Here is a 17368-nt window from a genome sequence, read left to right as displayed (position 1 = left end):
TAAAATTGATCTAGCCTTTAATCGTAAAGCAAACACCTGAGGTTCATAAAGTGCCCGACATCAAGCTCTTTGCTGGTAACGCTACCCCAAATCTAGCCGCCAAGATAGCCGACCGTTTATTTTGCAAACTTGGCGACGCAGTTGTAGGCCGTTTCAGCGACGGTGAAATCAGTGTTCAAATAAACGAGAATGTACGTGGTGCGGATGTGTTCATCATCCAATCTACTTGCGCACCAACTAACGATAATCTCATGGAGCTTATTGTAATGGTTGACGCGCTACGTCGTGCATCAGCGGGTCGTATTACTGCCGTTATTCCGTACTTTGGTTATGCTCGTCAAGACCGCCGTGTACGCAGTGCACGTGTACCCATTACCGCAAAAGTTGTTGCAGATTTCTTGTCAAGCGTGGGTGTTGACCGCGTATTGACTTGTGACTTACATGCTGAGCAAATTCAAGGTTTCTTTGATGTCCCTGTTGATAACGTGTTCGGTAGCCCTGTGTTACTTGAAGACATGTTGGCAAAGAAATTAGAAAATCCTGTTGTTGTGTCTCCTGATATTGGCGGTGTAGTTCGTGCTCGTGCAGTTGCCAAGCTATTAGATGATTCTGACCTTGCGATTATCGATAAGCGTCGTCCACAAGCTAACGTTGCCCAAGTAATGCATATTATTGGTGATGTTCAAGGCCGTGATTGCATCATCGTTGATGACATGATCGACACGGGTGGCACCTTATGTAAAGCTGCTGAAGCATTAAAAGAACATGGCGCTAACCGCGTGTTCGCTTATGCTACTCATCCGGTATTCTCAGGCAATGCTGCTGAAAATATTGCTAATTCTGTTATCGATGAAGTTATCGTGACAGACACGGTGCCATTAAGCCCTGAAATGCTGAAAGTGGCTAAAGTGACCCAGCTAACGATGTCTGCAGTATTAGCTGAAGCGATTCGTCGCGTTAGCAACGAAGAGTCAATCTCTGCGATGTTTCGCCACTAATCATCTTTAGTGAGTGAAACAACTAAACGCACTCTTACGAGTGCGTTTTTGTTTGGTTAAACCTCGCAAAAATACTTTATATAAGTTACTTGAGAAATAAGCCGAACCACCATTACCAGATGTTCGTCATTATTGAATGGCTGATGTCTAACATTAACCGTCAAATCATTCTACAACCTTCAAGCATTCAACTCATAAGTGCATTTATTGATTGAATCAATAGCATCATCTCATCGTCGGCTTCCAAACCCAAAAACCAGACTCATCTAAGCAGTCATGCTTTGCATGACTGCATTCGACTCTAGCGGATGCTGAGAATGTGCAGAATAGAATGCCTTTTGAGTGTGTAAAAAAGTATTGCCCGCAGTGATACCGGTTTGATAATCATGGCGTAAGCCCATATCTGTGCTACCCAACAATTTGCTTTGCAGATCATCATCAGCAAAAATTTGAATGATCTCGACATCATCTGGTGGATTGGCGATAAACGCGAGCTCTTGTTCGTAAGCATGTTCATGCTGAACCAAGTAATCTATGGTTTTGGGACAATAACCTGACACACAAATCCATGATTTTAATTTATGCACCCAAGCAGACTGTGCATGAAAATCTGCATTAACAGTACGAATTACCACTATTTTTCTCGCACCACGGCGATATGCTTCACGAACCGGTAACGGCGCAGCCAGTCCACCATCAAGATAAAAGTCCGCTTGAGGGTAATCATCGTCGGTCTGAACTTGATTAGCTGCACTGGCGGTTAACCAGGGCGCAAGTTTAACCCCCTGTTTATATAGAAAGGGTAATGCACTTGAGGCTTTAAGCAATTCGCGCCAGTGGTCATTATCACCATTTGGGCGTAAGAAATAACCTTGTCGGTCGCGTGAATTAGTTGCGGTGATCAATAACTCGCGTTGTCCCAAAGATTTTGCTGCTGCGGTAAAGTCTAAGGCAAAACTACCTTGAGTCGTTTTATCAAAGTACCAGTCCAAATCGACAACATTTCCGCCAACTAACCCTCGGCCCAGTTGGTAAAATCGCTTATGTCGTGATAACCCACGGATTAATCGCTTGGCATAGCCTTTTTGGCGAGATAAAAAACTCGTGAGATTTTGTGAACCAGCAGATGTGCCTATGAATAAATCAAAGGGATCAAAATCATTATCTAACCACGCATCTAAAACACCAGCAGTGAATATCCCTCGCTGGCCACCACCTTCAGCAATCAGTGCCATCTTGGGTTGTGATGCTTCATAAGGGTTCGTTAATGGTGTTGGTGTTAGGACGTTCATGATAAGCCTTTCTAAAAATATTCACTGCATAAGACAAGTCTAAACAACAGTAAGTAAAATAGATAACCGATAGAATCAATCGCGTTGATAGGAAAATACTATTGGTAAACAATACCGATTGTATTAATTATCTGCTTATTCAGAGTAACTTGATAGCAGATGGGATAAGGCTAAGGGGTGATTTTCTTTGAGCAGTATTAACATCAACAGGCTTCAATATGCTCAAAACATTTTGCTGAAAATATTTTGCTGAAAAAGAATAGCAAAAAGCCCGTCTATAAGACGGGCTTTTTAGAATTTGGCTGGGATACAAGGATTCGAACCTTGGAATGCTGAGATCAAAACCCAGTGCCTTACCGCTTGGCGATATCCCAATAGTATTTTTTAAACAGATATGAAAAACAATTGTGACTAAAATTTGATGGTACGGAAAGAGAGACTTGAACTCTCACACCTCGCGGCACCAGAACCTAAATCTGGCGTGTCTACCAATTCCACCATTCCCGCATCAAATTTTAACTTAGAGTATACTCTTTTTATTTCAGAGTAAACTTTGCTTTACCAGCTAACGTAAGTACAACTCACTCTACCCAGTAAATATGGTAGCAATGGCGGGACTTGAACCTGCGACCCCAGCATTATGAGTGCTGTGCTCTAACCAGCTGAGCTACATTGCCAAAGATGGCTGGGATACAAGGATTCGAACCTTGGAATGCTGAGATCAAAACCCAGTGCCTTACCGCTTGGCGATATCCCAATAATCTTGTCTAACTTTATAAATGGCTGGGATACAAGGATTCGAACCTTGGAATGCTGAGATCAAAACCCAGTGCCTTACCGCTTGGCGATATCCCAATCAAACTTTTTGAAACATTCGCTTAAGCCAATATTTCTAATAAATGGTACGGAAGGAGAGACTTGAACTCTCACACCTTGCGGCACCAGAACCTAAATCTGGCGTGTCTACCAATTCCACCACTCCCGCACAACACTCTAGTTTAACATCTTGAGCAGATGGGTAAGAAATAGATGGTAGCAATAGCGGGACTTGAACCTGCGACCCCAGCATTATGAGTGCTGTGCTCTAACCAGCTGAGCTATATTGCCACTATTTCTTGCTATCCCTCTTGGTGAGGAACGGGGCGTATTATGCTTATTCAGGTTATCTAGGTCAACTGGTTTTTTTCGCTATTTTCATCAATTCGACTTGTTCGGCTATAACTTCACCAAACTGAATGCCGAATCGACAAAATAAACCCAATTAACACACCTTAAACACCTTTACGGCCCATTTTAATTTCTAATTAACGTAAGTGACACTTATACGTTAAATAAGAAATGCATTACATCGCCATCTTTAACGATGTATGTTTTACCTTCAACACGTAATTTACCCGCATCTTTGGCGCCAGCTTCACCTTTGTAGGTAATAAAATCTTGATATGCCATAACCTGTGCACGAATAAAGCCACGTTCAAAGTCGGTATGGATTACGCCAGCAGCTTGTGGGGCAGAAGCACCAACAGGTACTGTCCATGCGCGAACTTCTTTTACACCTGCAGTAAAGTACGTTTGCAGATTCAGTAATTCGTAACCTGCACGAATTACGCGGTCTAAGCCAGACTCTTCTAAACCAAGGTCAGCCATAAACTCTGCGCGGTCATCTGCTTCCATTTCTGCTAATTCAGATTCAATAGCAGCACATACAGGCACAACGATAGCATTTTCTGTAGCGGCAATAGCACGAACAACATCTAAATGAGGGTTGTTTTCGAAACCATCATCGGCAACGTTAGCAATGTACATTGTTGGTTTAATCGTTAAGAAGTTAAGGTAAGCAACGGCTGCTAACTCTTCTTTAGTTAATTCCAACGAACGCAACATTTGGCCTTCATTTAACAATGGACGCATTTTTTCAAGTACAGCGACTTCAAATTTTGCATCACCGTCGCCGCCTTTAGCACGTTTAGCTTGACGAAAAATAGCGCGCTCACATGCGTCTAAGTCTGCTAGAGCTAGCTCTGTATTAATGACTTCAATATCGCCAGCTGGGTCAATTTTATTCGCTACGTGAACAATGTTCGGATCTTCAAAACAGCGTACTACATGACCAATTGCATCAGTTTCACGAATGTTAGCTAAAAACTTGTTACCTAAGCCTTCACCTTTCGATGCACCAGCGACTAGACCAGCGATATCAACGAACTCCATAGAAGTAGGTAAAATACGTTGAGGTTTAACAATAGCAGCTAACGCATCAAGACGTGCATCTGGTACCGGTACCACACCCGTGTTTGGCTCAATAGTGCAAAACGGAAAGTTTGCCGCTTCAATACCCGCTTGTGTTAACGCATTAAACAACGTTGACTTACCCACGTTTGGCAGACCAACAATGCCGCATTTAAAACCCATATGCTTACCTTTATATATGTAGAGTTATCCCATTGGATAATGATGTCGAAAGGGTGTTAAAACAAAACTCGCTTGGCTTATTCTGCTTTGAACGAATGTAATCTATGCATGGCTTTCGCCATGTCTTGGTTAAATAAAATCTCGGTTGAACGAACCGCTTCATCAATCGCGGCGTTTATTCGCTCTTGCTCTATCGTTGGTGCCCTGCCAAGTACGTAGCCGCTGACTTTATTTTTATCGCCTGGATGGCCAATGCCAATGCGCAAACGATGAAAGTTTTTGTCGTTACCTAAACTGGCAATAATGTCTTTTAAACCATTATGACCACCATGGCCACCGCCCAACTTGAATTTAGCCACACCAGGATCCATATCCAGCTCATCATGGGCGACTAAGATTTCCTCGGGCAAAATGCGGAAAAAATTGGCTAACGCTGCAACCGACTTACCACTTAAGTTCATATACGTTGTCGGGATCAGTAAACGAACATCCCTGCCATGCAACGTTGCACGGGCTGTGACACCAAAATATTTACTCTCTGCAACCAAAGGGACATTACATATACGCGCTAATTCTTGCACGTACCATGCACCAGCATTATGGCGAGTTTGTGCGTATTCAGCACCCGGATTTGCCAACCCAACAATCAATTTAATGTTACTCATCACAACCTAGTCAGTTTATTAGCAAACAATGCTGCTAAATGCCTTCATGGGGTACATCAAAATACACATGATGCAAAACGCGGCATTTTATACCAATTTCACTCATAATGTAATCATTCAAAGCCACTCATGCTTTACGGTTGACGACTCTTTATAGAAGTCATGTTTATTGCGTAGTAAGCCTAGCTAACAAATGGCACATATCGCCAACCGATAGTTTAATTCAGCCCAAGCGCGTACTTCAATACTTTACGTTTTAGCGGTGAGTCGATATTGGCCAGTTTTAACGCGCCATTACGCAGTAATTTTAATGGCAATAAATTGTTACTAAAACCAGCGTAAAAAGCATCCATTGCAGTCATCATCAATTGATTATCATAATATCGCGCTTGCTGATAATGCTTTAATACACTCGCATGCCACCATGTTTTACCATTACCAATAGCATTAGCAATTTGAGCCACCAGCACATCGACATCTTTAAAACCAATATTAACGCCTTGGCCAGCTAATGGATTAATCGTGTGAGCTGCATCGCCAATAATAACCAGGTTATCTTGATAATATTGTTGTGCATGGCGCCGAGTTAATGGAAAACTACCGCGATTTTCAACAGTAAAATTAGGGTCTAATCTCGACGGAAAATGCAGCCTGATTTGTTCAGCAAGTTGTCGATCATTCAGTTGAGATAACTGTTTAATTCGATTGGCATCGTCATACCACACTAACGAAGCATTATTTCCAGGAAGCGGCAGTAAGCTTCTAGGCCCTGCTGGAGTAAATTGCTGCCAGGTAATTGATTGCTGAGGAGTTTGAGTACTTATATTGATTAACATTGCCGATTGGGCATAATCCCAACCTGTCACCCCAATACCAGCCCATTGGCGCACTTGCGAGTTAGCCCCATCGGCACCAACAAGTAATGTTGTAGTAAGCATATCGCCATTATCCAGCAAAACACCGACTTGATGACCATCTCTTAAACGCGAAAACTGCATCACTTTAGCTGGACACAGTAAGGTGATGTTGTCCATTTGATGAATTTGTTGCCATAGGCTTAATTGAATTAAACGGTTTTCAAAAAAATAGCCTAAGTGCGGCTGGCCAACTTGTTCGGCGCTAAATGCAGTAAGGCAGCCATCAAGTTCCCATGTTTCTAAACCAGTATATGGCACATGACGCATGGTTAGCAGCTCATCCATAACGCCAAGTCGCGCTAACAATTGCTCAGATGCCACACTAATTGCCGAAACTCGTACATCTAGAGGCTGCTCAGGTTCATAAGGTTGCGGTTGGCGAGATTCAATCACTGCAACACTGAGCCCTAACTGACCTAATCCAATCGCTGCTGCTGCACCGACCATTCCTCCGCCAACAACGACAACATCATAATGATTAGTGTGACCAGTGGTGTTCGTTGATGTGAATGAAGCATCTTGCATTGTGTTGGCATCCATAAATAGTGAGATGAGTTTCTGTTTAATATGACAGTGAATAGAGGTCAATATATGTATAAATATGTCTAATAAGAGCTAAAGCATGACCAAATGTTGCTATAACGGCTTTTACCTACATCTGCTTACAATGAACAAAAATCAATCAATAAACGATTTTATATACTGTGACTGTCTGATTAATTGATCCACTTTACGTAATCAAGAGAGGGCATCATGAACCGTCACCATCAATTTGTACGCCATTACATTCGCTATGGTTTAATCGCCACAGTTTTGATCACCACAATCATAAGTTGCGCATTAATACTGTCGACTAAAGCCAGTGCCAATAACCCCAAAAATAATTTAATCACTCCGGACGCAACAAATATAGGTTCCATTGAAACCATTACCGTGACATATCGTAATGCATTCGATTATGCCCTATATCAACAAACCACGGAAATGTTGCTCAGCTTTAATCGCGATTTAAGCCAAAGCAATCTCGTTCAAGTCCAGCAACAAAGTCGCCAAATGGCCGCGAAATTTGGTTTTTACTCCGCTCAATCCATCACGTTTAACACCAACGATAAATCATTACAATTTTCAAGGCTATTACAAAGTTTAGATTCAAATGAGTGAAACTTGCACTAGTGCTAGCCAGACCGCCTGACAACAGGTAAAATGTCGCGCTATTTTTACTGTGATTTACTGGCGAGCACTGATGAGTAAAAAACTTCATATTAAAACCTGGGGCTGTCAAATGAATGAGTATGACTCATCAAAGATGGCCGATTTATTAGACGACTATCAAGGATATACCTTGACCGAGGACGCAAGCGAAGCAGATGTTCTGCTGCTTAATACTTGCTCTATTCGTGAAAAAGCACAGGAGAAGGTATTCCATCAGCTAGGGCGTTGGAAATCTTTAAAAGATAAAAATCCTAATTTAATTATTGGGGTCGGTGGTTGTGTTGCCTCGCAAGAAGGTAAAGCAATTAAAGATCGCGCTCAATGCGTTGATATTATCTTTGGTCCACAAACATTGCATCGTTTACCTGAGATGATTGAACAAATTCAACGTGGCGAAAAAGCCGTGATTGATATCAGTTTCCCAGAAATTGAGAAGTTCGATCGTCTTCCTGAGCCTCGCGCTGATGGTCCAACCGCGTTCGTGTCAATTATGGAAGGTTGCAGTAAGTACTGTTCTTTCTGCGTGGTACCTTATACTCGTGGTGAAGAAGTCAGCCGTCCGTTAGATGACGTTATTCTTGAAGTGGCTCAATTAGCCGCCCAAGGTGTACGTGAAGTCAATTTATTAGGTCAAAACGTTAACGCATATCGCGGTGCAACTCATGATGATGAGATATGTACCTTTGCGGAATTGTTGCGCCTAGTGGCCTCAATTGACGGTATCGACCGTCTACGTTTTACCACTAGCCACCCAATTGAATTCACCCAAGACATTATCGATGTGTATGAAGACACGCCTGAATTGGTGAGCTTCCTGCATTTACCGGTGCAATCGGGTTCTGATCGTATTTTGACCCAAATGAAACGCGGTCACATGGCAATTGAATACAAGTCGATTATTCGTCGCTTGCGTAAAGCTCGTCCTGATATTCAAATCAGTTCAGACTTTATTATTGGTTTCCCTGGCGAATCTAAACAAGATTTCGCTGATACCATGAAACTGATTGAAGATGTTGGTTTTGACCACAGCTTTAGCTTTATCTACAGCGCTCGCCCAGGCACGCCTGCGGCAGATTTGCCTGATGATGTTAGCGACGAAGAAAAGAAGCAGCGTTTAGCGATTTTACAAGAGCGCATTACGCAACAAGCAATGCGTTATAGCCGTCATATGTTAGGCTCGGTTCAACGTATTTTAGTAGAAGGTCCATCGGTAAAGAATCCAATGGAACTTCGCGGTCGTACTGAAAACAGTCGAGTTGTTAACTTTGAAGCCGCCCACACTCATATCGGCAGTTTCGTTGATGTGAAAATTGTTGATGTTTATACCAACTCATTACGCGGCGAATTTGTCCGTGGTGAAGATGAAATGGATTTACGTCGCAGTTTACAACCAGCTGATATTATGGCTAAACACAAGCAAGATGACGCATTAGGTGTGACCCACTTTAAGCCGTAATTCATGTTTGTTGCTTAAGATGATATTAAAGGCGGCTTGTCCGCCTTTAATTTTGCCTAAAATTAGTCATATTATGGTAATTCGATACAGAGACTCGTAAACTGTCATTATTACTAAATGGCATATATTTTGTTGTCCAATACCAAAACCTGGAGCCTTATTTGACCACTAAAGTCACTACCATGAATTTGTATCTAGAACCTTCAGATACTCGCCGCCTCGTGTCATTATGTGGCCCATTTGATGACAACATCAAACAGCTAGAGCGCCGATTAGGTGTTGAGATTGTTCATAAAGATAACCACTTCACTATTGTTGGACTGCCACGTAATGCGCTCAATGCCAATAACTTGCTGCGTCAGTTATACATTGAAACCCAAACCGTAAAAGGCAGCACGCCAGACTTAGAACCTGATGTAGTGCATTTAGCCATTCAAGAAGCCATTAACCTTGAAGCACAGCAAGACTCCGACGACAGTAGCATCCATATAAAAACTAAGCGTGGTGTGATTAAGCCTCGTACACCAAATCAAAGTGTGTACATGCATAATATCACTCGTCACGACATCAGCTTTGGTATTGGCCCTGCTGGTACAGGTAAAACTTACCTTGCTGTTGCAGCGGCGGTTGATGCGTATGAGCGACAAGAAGTGCGTCGTATTCTATTAACTCGTCCTGCGGTTGAAGCCGGCGAGAAACTCGGTTTTTTACCGGGCGATTTAAGCCAAAAAGTAGATCCATATCTACGCCCACTTTATGATGCCTTATTTGAGATGATGGGTTTTGAGAAGGTTGAAAAACTGATTGAACGCGGCGTAATTGAAGTCGCCCCGCTCGCTTACATGCGCGGCCGGACTCTCAATGATGCTTTCATTATTTTAGATGAAGCCCAAAACACCACAGTTGAACAAATGAAAATGTTCTTAACCCGTATTGGGTTTAATTCTCGTGCGGTGATCACTGGCGACATTACTCAAATTGATTTACCTCGTAGCCAAAAATCAGGCCTACGTCACGCCATTGAGGTTCTCAGTGAAGTATCTGAGATCAGCTTTAATTTCTTTATTGCCCAAGATGTGGTCCGCCACCCTGTTGTTGCTCGTATCGTTGAAGCGTATGAAGCATTCGAGCAACAAGAGCAAATCCAAAAAACCATCAAAGAACAAGCTTATCGTGAACGTGAGCAGAAACGTCAGCTAATAGATAAAGAGGAAAGTGATCAATGAGCCAGCAAGGGATATCATTAGATCTCGACCTGCAAATTGCAGTCGATAATCCACATTTACCGACACAAGCTGAGTTTGAAACTTGGGTTCGAACGGCTATTGGCCAAACAATGCCAGTAGTCGAGTTAACCATTCGTATTGTTGATATTGCCGAGAGTCAGCAGCTCAATTCAACTTATCGCGGTAAAGACAAACCAACTAACGTATTGTCGTTTCCGTTTGAAGCGCCGCCTGAAGTTGAATTGCCATTATTGGGTGACCTCGTTATCTGTGCACCAGTGGTGGAACAAGAAGCAATTGAGCAAAATAAACCGCTAATCGCACACTGGGCACACATGGTCATACACGGTAGCTTGCATTTGCTGGGTTATGACCATATTATCGACGAAGAAGCCGATGAGATGGAGTCATTAGAGACCCAACTTGTTGAAGGCTTAGGTTTTGACAATCCCTATAAGGAAGCATAAATAAACAAGGTATATCTTATAGATAACCCTGTTTAGGTAAATATTATGAGTGACGATATCCCCCCGAGTACAAACGCCCACAAGAAGAGCTGGTTCGATAAAATTAACCAATTATTTCAGGGCGAACCTCAAAATCGCGAAGATTTAGTTGATGTCATCGCCGGTGCAGAAATGCGTGACCTCATCACCGAAGATACTCGCGAAATGATTAAAGGTGTATTAGAGGTTTCCGACCTTCGTGTGCGCGACATCATGATCCCAAGATCGCAAATTGTTACCATTCAAATAGACTCGACCGTCGATGAGTTTTTAGAAATCGTCATGGATTCAGGTCACTCTCGCTTCCCTGTTGTTAATGAAGACAAAGATCATATTGAAGGCATTTTACTGGCTAAAGATTTGATCAAATACGGATTTAAACAATCTGATGAATCTTTTACTCTTGCCCAAGTGATTCGACCTGCCGTGGTCGTTCCTGAAAGTAAAAGAGTCGATGTACTGCTCAAAGAATTCCGCTCGCAGCGCTACCATATGGCGATTGTTGTCGATGAATATGGTGGAGTGTCAGGCCTAGTCACTATTGAAGATATTCTCGAAGAAATTGTCGGGGAAATTGAAGATGAATTTGACCATAATTCAGTTGAAGATACCGAAATCAAAAAACTCAGTAACACGGTGTTCATGGTAAAAGCGCTGACTGAAATTGAAGATTTCAACGATGCCTGTGGTACCAACTTCAGTGATGAAGAGTTCGATACTGTCGGTGGTATGGTGTCGCATGCATTTGGCCATTTACCAGAACGTAATGAAAGCATTATCATCAACAATATCGAGTTCAAAGTCATTAACGCAGATAACCGCCGCTTGGTGCAACTTCGTGTTAAACTCCCTGACCCTAATATTAGTGAAGAATTCGACGACTAAATCGTGCTAAAAACTCAACCTTTACACTCTTCTTTGAGTATTGTTCGTCTGGTGACGGCATTTATTGCTGGCGCCAGTACGGCACTTTCGTTTGCGCCTTATGAAATTTGGGCCATATTTCCTTTAGCATTGAGTTTTGCCCTATGGCAGAGTCATACATTAACCGCCAAACAAAGTTTGTATTACTGGCTTAGTTTCGGTTTTGGCTGCTTTGCCATTGGCATTAGTTGGGTGCATGTCAGTATTGATACCTTTGGTGGCATGCCCATTGTTGTGTCGATAACCTTAATGGCTTTACTGGCACTGTATCTGGCAATTTATCCCGCAATAACAGGATACTTGCTCAGCAAGTTATCACGCACAGCTAAGCACTCCTTAAATCCTTACTTTACCTATCTAGGATTATTCCCAGCATTATGGGTGCTAACTGAATGGTTAAGAGGATGGGTACTGACAGGTTTCCCTTGGATTTGGGCTGGCTACAGCCAAACATTAGGGCCTCTTAGTGAATTTGCCAGCTTTATTGGTGCGTTAGGACTGAGCTTTGTGGTGGCTTTAGTTGCAGGCTCACTGATGCTGTTAACACAAAAGCGAGTATTCCCAGTGTTAATCATATTACCTATCTTGGCATTAAGCGCTTGGGCGGCACCGCAACTCAACCCAATATCAGCCAGTGGTAAAACAGTTAAAGTGGCATTAGTGCAGGGTAATATTCCCCAAAGTATGAAGTGGGAGCCCGATGCATTGTGGCCAACCATGCTTAAATACATGGATCTAACCCGTGAGCAATTTGATGATGCCTCTAGTGTCGATATCGTTATTTGGCCAGAAGCTGCCATTCCTGCACCAGAAGCCATGGTGGAAGACTTTTTATTGAATGCCAATCAAGTCGCCAATATGAATAACATTGCGATTATTACAGGCATTATTAGCCACCAGCAAAATGATTTTTATAACTCATTAATCGTATTAGGTAATCACCATCAGAAACAGCAACAAAGTGCTGACTATATTGCCGGTGGCACCAACGAGTTTAAGAAACATCATTTACTGCCAATTGGTGAGTTCGTGCCATTAGGGGATTTATTACGCCCTATTGCACCGTTTTTTAATTTACCAATGTCATCATTCCAACGTGGTGACTACACTCAACCTAATTTAATTGCACTGGGTTATCATGTAGCGCCGGCGATTTGTTATGAAATTGCCTTTCCAGAGCAAGTAAGAGCAAGCGTTACAAATGAAACAGATATGCTACTCACAGTATCAAACGACGCTTGGTTTGGCGCATCTAACGGGCCATTACAACACATGGAAATAGCCCAAATGCGTGCCATTGAAATGGGTAAACCTCTTCTGCGTGGTACCAATAATGGCATTACTGCAGTCGTTGATCCGCATGGACGAATTACCGATGCTATCCCGCAGTTTGAAACTGGGGTGTTAGTAACCAATATTGCACTTTATCAAGGTGAAACTTGGTTTAGAAAAATAGGTCAATTCCCCTTACTCATACTGTGCGGTTTATTAGTGTTATTTGGTGTCAGAAACGTCTTACGTAAATAACAGGACAATTTGATGTCACAATCGATTCGACTCCAAACACAGGTTCTCTCAAAAGGATTTACCTTAATAGAGTTGATTGTGGTCATCATTATTTTAGGCATTCTAGCGCTGGTTGCAGCACCTAAATTTATTGGCTTGAGTACCGAAGCAAGACAGCGCACCCTATCGGGCCTCATGGGCAGCATTAAAACAGCCAATACTCTGGTGTATGCCCGTTCAAAAATGACGAGTTTACGAGTGCAAGCCGTCACAAACCGCGATGACTTAATCGATATTGATATCGACAACGACGGAGTATTTGAAACTCGGTTGAAATGGGGCTATTTAGACAACACGGACATCGAAAAATGGATCGTTGTAGATGACGCTTTTACCATTCAATATCAAGGAATTGCTATTACTTATATCGGATATGATAAAGATGATAATGGCCAGGTCATCAATGACAATTGTTACTTTTCTTACACTCAAGCCGCAGATGCAAATACAGCACCCCAATATCAAACTGTAGTCAGTGGTTGCTAATCTACAACCATCTTTAAATGCATTTAGATGTTAAAAATAAGCTATCAATATAAACTAAGCTTCAGCTTGCTTCGTAATGTCTTGGGTAAACAACTATTGGTGAAGATTACGATGCAACTATTTGAAATAAAATTAGCCATATCCCAACAAACTAAACATCCAACGATTATTAGTTATGCCGACTCAAATCATTATTTGCTCGGTGTTAAAGATCTGCTGGGAAATTTTTACAGTGTTCGCAATAAAGCAGGGAAACAGCTGAGTTTCAACTCAATCAAACAAGCTGAAGTGTTATTGAAACAACAAGGCATTCATTATGCCATGCTAGAAATTCAGACAGCGTATGATGAAATGATCGGTAACAGCAGTACGAGTCACTACCATTACCGAGTAGAGTTTTAAGTATTCACTTAGCTGGTTATGGTGTTAACGGCTCCCTTGAAAACTCATTATAATCACATTTTGGGCAGTCGGGGATGACCCCAGGAAAATCGATTTGCATTTGATGACCACATTTATCGCAGGTCAGTTTACCTTGGTTAATAATTTCCCCAGACTTATAAACACCATGATGTTTAAAATCTTGTAAAAGTTCATGCCACTCCACTTGGCTACGATCAGTTATTTCGCTCAACCACTGCCATAATGTATTCTCAATCCCAATAACCATCGGACTAAAACTCAAATTATCGGCATTTTCCTCATTTAAGAAGGCTGCAATGTCACGCTTTAAAAATTCTTCTACTAAAGCGAGCTCTTCTTCATCTGCATGAGATTTTAGTTTTAAATACTCTTTACCCTGGGTCACTGACTTAAACAAACTTTTAGCAGTCAATGAGTTATCTTGCTCAAACGAGGTTTTCACCTGTTCGAATAGTGACTGATATAAGGCTAATAGTGCTGAACTTTTTCCACTCATAAGTAATACTCCTTAATACGCACCTTTTTAATAGATCACTTCTGGTTTATTCTATGCAGTTATAAATCTCGCTGCTGAGCGTTAGATCAAACAATGGGCGGCATGGCCGGAAATAGATTGATGCAAGAGCTATATAATCCCTCAGAAATTGAAGCCTTAGTGCAAAAGCACTGGCACGAACATAAAACCTTTGAAGTTACTGAAGATGAAAGCAAAGAGAAATTCTATTGTCTTTCAATGTTTCCGTATCCTTCAGGTCGTCTTCACATGGGCCACGTCCGTAACTACACAATAGGCGATGTAGTGGCACGATATCAACGTTTGCAAGGTAAAAATGTTTTGCAACCGATTGGTTGGGACTCATTTGGTCTGCCTGCAGAAAATGCCGCGATCAATAATAAGACCTCGCCGGCACCGTGGACATACGAAAATATCGACTACATGAAGAACCAACTTAAGCTATTAGGCTTTGGTTATGACTGGAGTCGTGAAATCGCTACCTGTACCCCTGAGTACTATCGTTGGGAACAATGGTTTTTCACTCAGTTGTATGCCAAAGGTTTAGTGTACAAAAAAACCTCATCAGTAAACTGGTGTCCAAACGATGAAACTGTACTCGCAAACGAGCAAGTACAAGATGGTTGCTGCTGGCGCTGTGATACTGAAGTGATTCAGAAAGAAATTCCTCAGTGGTTTATTAAAATCACCGATTACGCAGAAGAATTACTTAACGACATCGACACGTTAGATGGCTGGCCTGAGCAGGTTAAATCCATGCAACGCAACTGGATTGGCCGCAGTGAAGGTATTGAAATGACCTTTGCCGTTGCTGACAGTGATGCCTCGTTTGACATCTACACCACTCGCCCAGATACGTTAATGGGCGTGACTTATGTAGCTATTGCAGCAGGTCATCCTTTAGCTGAACAGTCTGCATTGAATAACCCTGAGTTAGCCGCATTTTTAGAAGAATGTAAAAATGCTGATACCACTGAAGCTGCGATGGCTTCGATGGAGAAAAAAGGCGTAGCAACCGGTTTACAAGCTATTCATCCTATTAGTGGCAAGTTAGTACCTATTTGGGTAGCTAACTTTGTATTGATGAATTACGGCACGGGTGCGGTAATGTCGGTACCTGCTCATGATCAACGCGATTATGAATTTGCGCTTAAATATAAGCTTGCGATTGAAGCGGTCATTAAGCCAGTAGATGGCGAAGTAGACGTCAGCAAAGAAGCCTACACCGAAAAAGGTATCGTATTTAATTCTGGAGACACTTTCCCAGAGCTTGACGGTTTAGACTTTCAAGCGGCTTTTGAAGCCATTGATGCTCGATTAACTGCAGAAGGCAAAGGCAAGCGTCAAGTAAACTACCGTTTACGTGACTGGGGTGTATCTCGTCAGCGTTACTGGGGTGCTCCTATCCCAATGGTGACCCTCGCAGATGGTACTGTTGTGCCAACGCCTGAAGATCAACTGCCAGTTATTTTGCCAGAAGATGTGGTGATGGACGGTATTCAAAGTCCGATCAAAGCTGATAAAGCTTGGGCAGAAACCACAGTCAATGGTCAGCCTGCAATGCGCGAAACAGATACCTTTGATACCTTTATGGAATCATCGTGGTATTACGCCCGTTACTGTAGCCCTCACGCAGACGAAATGTTAGATCCTGCTAAAGCTAACTACTGGTTACCAGTAGATCAGTATATTGGCGGTATCGAACACGCTTGTATGCATTTATTGTATTTCCGCTTTTTCCATAAGTTGCTACGTGATGCTGGCTTAGTCAACAGTGATGAGCCCGCAAAGCAATTACTGACTCAAGGCATGGTATTAGCAGATGCTTATTACTACACCAACGAAAAAGGTGCCCGAGTTTGGGTATCACCTTTAGAAGTGACTGTGGTAGAAAAAGACGACAAAGGCCGCATTATTAAAGCGATAGACAATCAAGGTCATGAACTGGTTTACACTGGTATGAGTAAGATGTCTAAATCGAAAAATAACGGTATCGATCCACAAGTTATGGTTGAAAAGTACGGTGCTGATACCGTACGTTTATTCATGATGTTTGCCTCGCCACCAGAATTAACCCTGGAATGGCAAGAGTCTGGCGTTGAAGGAGCACATCGCTTCATTAAACGTTTCTGGAAATTGGCTAGCGATCATGTTGCAGCAGGTAAAACTGACCCATTAGATACCAGCAAATTAAATGCCGATCAAAAAGCATTGCGTCGTGAATTACATAAGACCATTGCCAAAGTCAGCGATGACATTGCACGTCGTCAAATGTTTAACACCGCTGTAGCCTCAGTAATGGAACTAATGAACCATTTACTGAAAGCCTCACAAGAAACGGCTCAAGATCGAGCATTACTTGCTGAAGCTTTGTCTGCAGTAACGCGTTTGCTTTACCCTATTGTTCCGCATATGACGTTTACGTTATGGAATGAGCTAGGTAACGAAGGTGATATTGAAGATAGCCGTTGGCCTGAAGTCGATGAGTCTGCGTTAGTCGAAGACAGCAAGCTCATTGTGGTACAAGTAAACGGAAAGGTTCGCGCAAAAATTACTGTTGCTGCTGATGCATCAAAAGAAGATGTAGAAGCATTAGGCATGAGTGATGAGCACGTACAAAAACACACTGAAGGGTTAACGGTTCGTAAAGTCATTTACGTGCCCGGCAAACTATTAAGTATTGTTGCTAACTAAGTTGTCTTAATGAGGAGGCTCGTCAGCCTCCGAAATTAGGGTGATAACGTTAACGCTTCAGTGTTATAACTTACCGC

15 protein-coding genes and 7 tRNA genes are annotated in these 17368 nt (G+C 42.3%); 10 read left to right on the top strand and 12 right to left on the bottom strand.

Features of this window, described 5'->3' with window-relative positions; all coding sequences use genetic code 11:
- The first annotated feature begins 50 nt into the window (after positions 1 to 50).
- Positions 51 to 998 carry a ribose-phosphate pyrophosphokinase gene (locus CXF88_RS21015; RefSeq protein WP_011636202.1) on the top strand — a complete coding sequence of 316 codons (948 nt, stop codon included), beginning with the start codon at positions 51 to 53 and terminating at the stop codon, positions 996 to 998.
- Between the two features lie 266 nt (positions 999 to 1264).
- Here the strand turns inward: CXF88_RS21015 and CXF88_RS21010 are convergent, their stop codons facing one another.
- From CXF88_RS21010 to CXF88_RS20960, 11 genes are all read right to left on the bottom strand, one after another.
- Positions 1265 to 2290, bottom strand: a complete 1026-nt coding sequence (locus tag CXF88_RS21010; RefSeq protein ID WP_101088713.1) for a patatin family protein — start codon at positions 2288 to 2290, stop codon at positions 1265 to 1267.
- Positions 2291 to 2589: 299 nt separating this feature from the next.
- Positions 2590 to 2664: transfer RNA gene (locus CXF88_RS21005), tRNA-Gln, on the bottom strand.
- Positions 2665 to 2712: 48 nt separating this feature from the next.
- Positions 2713 to 2797 (bottom strand) — tRNA-Leu (locus CXF88_RS21000).
- A 93-nt stretch (positions 2798 to 2890) separates the two neighbouring features.
- Positions 2891 to 2967: transfer RNA gene (locus tag CXF88_RS20995), tRNA-Met, on the bottom strand.
- Between the two features lie 5 nt (positions 2968 to 2972).
- Positions 2973 to 3047 (bottom strand) — tRNA-Gln (locus CXF88_RS20990).
- Between the two features lie 23 nt (positions 3048 to 3070).
- Positions 3071 to 3145, bottom strand: a tRNA-Gln gene (locus tag CXF88_RS20985).
- 45 nt (positions 3146 to 3190) lie between these two features.
- A tRNA-Leu gene (locus tag CXF88_RS20980) sits at positions 3191 to 3275 on the bottom strand.
- A 45-nt stretch (positions 3276 to 3320) separates the two neighbouring features.
- Positions 3321 to 3397, bottom strand: a tRNA-Met gene (locus CXF88_RS20975).
- 213 nt (positions 3398 to 3610) lie between these two features.
- Positions 3611 to 4702 carry a redox-regulated ATPase YchF gene (ychF, locus tag CXF88_RS20970; RefSeq protein WP_101088712.1) on the bottom strand — a complete coding sequence of 364 codons (1092 nt, stop codon included), beginning with the start codon at positions 4700 to 4702 and terminating at the stop codon, positions 3611 to 3613.
- 77 nt (positions 4703 to 4779) lie between these two features.
- Positions 4780 to 5367 (bottom strand): aminoacyl-tRNA hydrolase, encoded by a 588-nt coding sequence (pth, locus tag CXF88_RS20965; RefSeq protein ID WP_101088711.1) that lies wholly within the window; start codon positions 5365 to 5367, stop codon positions 4780 to 4782.
- A gap of 218 nt (positions 5368 to 5585) precedes the next feature.
- Positions 5586 to 6809, bottom strand: coding sequence for an FAD-dependent monooxygenase (locus CXF88_RS20960; RefSeq protein WP_197708485.1), 1224 nt, complete (start codon positions 6807 to 6809; stop codon positions 5586 to 5588).
- A 228-nt stretch (positions 6810 to 7037) separates the two neighbouring features.
- Here CXF88_RS20960 and CXF88_RS20955 point away from each other — a divergent pair, with 228 nt between their 5' ends.
- The 8 genes from CXF88_RS20955 (at position 7038) to CXF88_RS20920 (ending at position 14062) form a co-directional block, all read left to right on the top strand.
- Positions 7038 to 7445, top strand: coding sequence for a hypothetical protein (locus tag CXF88_RS20955; protein WP_101088709.1), 408 nt, complete (start codon positions 7038 to 7040; stop codon positions 7443 to 7445).
- Positions 7446 to 7527: 82 nt separating this feature from the next.
- The gene (gene miaB / locus CXF88_RS20950) at positions 7528 to 8952 is read left to right on the top strand and encodes a tRNA (N6-isopentenyl adenosine(37)-C2)-methylthiotransferase MiaB (RefSeq protein ID WP_101088708.1); all 1425 of its coding nucleotides are present in this window, start codon (positions 7528 to 7530) and stop codon (positions 8950 to 8952) included.
- Between the two features lie 161 nt (positions 8953 to 9113).
- Complete coding sequence (locus tag CXF88_RS20945) at positions 9114 to 10178, top strand: PhoH family protein (protein WP_101088707.1); 1065 nt, start codon at positions 9114 to 9116, stop codon at positions 10176 to 10178.
- Positions 10175 to 10645, top strand: a complete 471-nt coding sequence (gene ybeY, locus CXF88_RS20940) for an rRNA maturation RNase YbeY (RefSeq protein WP_101088706.1) — start codon at positions 10175 to 10177, stop codon at positions 10643 to 10645. Before CXF88_RS20945 ends, ybeY begins: the two co-directional genes overlap by 4 nt.
- Positions 10646 to 10690: 45 nt before the next feature.
- Positions 10691 to 11569 carry a CNNM family magnesium/cobalt transport protein CorC gene (gene corC, locus CXF88_RS20935; protein ID WP_101088705.1) on the top strand — a complete coding sequence of 293 codons (879 nt, stop codon included), beginning with the start codon at positions 10691 to 10693 and terminating at the stop codon, positions 11567 to 11569.
- 3 nt (positions 11570 to 11572) lie between these two features.
- Positions 11573 to 13135 (top strand): apolipoprotein N-acyltransferase, encoded by a 1563-nt coding sequence (lnt, locus tag CXF88_RS20930; RefSeq protein ID WP_101088704.1) that lies wholly within the window; start codon positions 11573 to 11575, stop codon positions 13133 to 13135.
- 12 nt (positions 13136 to 13147) lie between these two features.
- Positions 13148 to 13660: a prepilin-type N-terminal cleavage/methylation domain-containing protein gene (locus tag CXF88_RS20925; RefSeq protein WP_101088703.1), complete on the top strand. Its 513-nt coding sequence runs from the start codon at positions 13148 to 13150 to the stop codon at positions 13658 to 13660.
- A gap of 111 nt (positions 13661 to 13771) precedes the next feature.
- On the top strand, positions 13772 to 14062 hold the full coding sequence (locus CXF88_RS20920) for a DUF6482 family protein (protein WP_174839650.1): 291 nt from the start codon (positions 13772 to 13774) through the stop codon (positions 14060 to 14062).
- Positions 14063 to 14078: 16 nt separating this feature from the next.
- Here CXF88_RS20920 and CXF88_RS20915 read toward each other — a convergent pair whose 3' ends face one another.
- The gene (locus CXF88_RS20915) at positions 14079 to 14579 is read right to left on the bottom strand and encodes a zinc ribbon-containing protein (protein WP_101088702.1); all 501 of its coding nucleotides are present in this window, start codon (positions 14577 to 14579) and stop codon (positions 14079 to 14081) included.
- 120 nt (positions 14580 to 14699) lie between these two features.
- Here CXF88_RS20915 and leuS point away from each other — a divergent pair, with 120 nt between their 5' ends.
- Positions 14700 to 17291 carry a leucine--tRNA ligase gene (gene leuS / locus CXF88_RS20910; RefSeq protein WP_101088859.1) on the top strand — a complete coding sequence of 864 codons (2592 nt, stop codon included), beginning with the start codon at positions 14700 to 14702 and terminating at the stop codon, positions 17289 to 17291.
- Positions 17292 to 17368: the final 77 nt, after the last annotated feature.

Source organism: Shewanella sp. ALD9 (genome assembly GCF_002836315.1).
GTDB lineage: Bacteria > Pseudomonadota > Gammaproteobacteria > Enterobacterales > Shewanellaceae > Shewanella.
This window is presented reverse-complemented; position numbering and strand designations above follow the sequence as displayed.

Bases quoted from the DNA above. Each gene is read 5' to 3' on its own strand.
- CXF88_RS20955 (WP_101088709.1), top strand. From the start codon at position 7,038: ATGAACCGTCACCATCAATTTGTACGCCATTACATTCGCTATGGTTTA.
- ybeY (WP_101088706.1), top strand. From the start codon at position 10,175: ATGAGCCAGCAAGGGATATCATTAGATCTCGACCTGCAAATTGCAGTC.
- CXF88_RS20915 (WP_101088702.1), bottom strand. From the start codon at position 14,579: ATGAGTGGAAAAAGTTCAGCACTATTAGCCTTATATCAGTCACTATTC.
- leuS (WP_101088859.1), top strand. From the start codon at position 14,700: ATGCAAGAGCTATATAATCCCTCAGAAATTGAAGCCTTAGTGCAAAAG.
- corC (WP_101088705.1), top strand. From the start codon at position 10,691: ATGAGTGACGATATCCCCCCGAGTACAAACGCCCACAAGAAGAGCTGG.
- ychF (WP_101088712.1), bottom strand. From the start codon at position 4,702: ATGGGTTTTAAATGCGGCATTGTTGGTCTGCCAAACGTGGGTAAGTCA.
- pth (WP_101088711.1), bottom strand. From the start codon at position 5,367: ATGAGTAACATTAAATTGATTGTTGGGTTGGCAAATCCGGGTGCTGAA.
- CXF88_RS20960 (WP_197708485.1), bottom strand. From the start codon at position 6,809: ATGCAAGATGCTTCATTCACATCAACGAACACCACTGGTCACACTAAT.
- CXF88_RS20925 (WP_101088703.1), top strand. From the start codon at position 13,148: ATGTCACAATCGATTCGACTCCAAACACAGGTTCTCTCAAAAGGATTT.
- miaB (WP_101088708.1), top strand. From the start codon at position 7,528: ATGAGTAAAAAACTTCATATTAAAACCTGGGGCTGTCAAATGAATGAG.
- CXF88_RS21010 (WP_101088713.1), bottom strand. From the start codon at position 2,290: ATGAACGTCCTAACACCAACACCATTAACGAACCCTTATGAAGCATCA.
- CXF88_RS20920 (WP_174839650.1), top strand. From the start codon at position 13,772: ATGCAACTATTTGAAATAAAATTAGCCATATCCCAACAAACTAAACAT.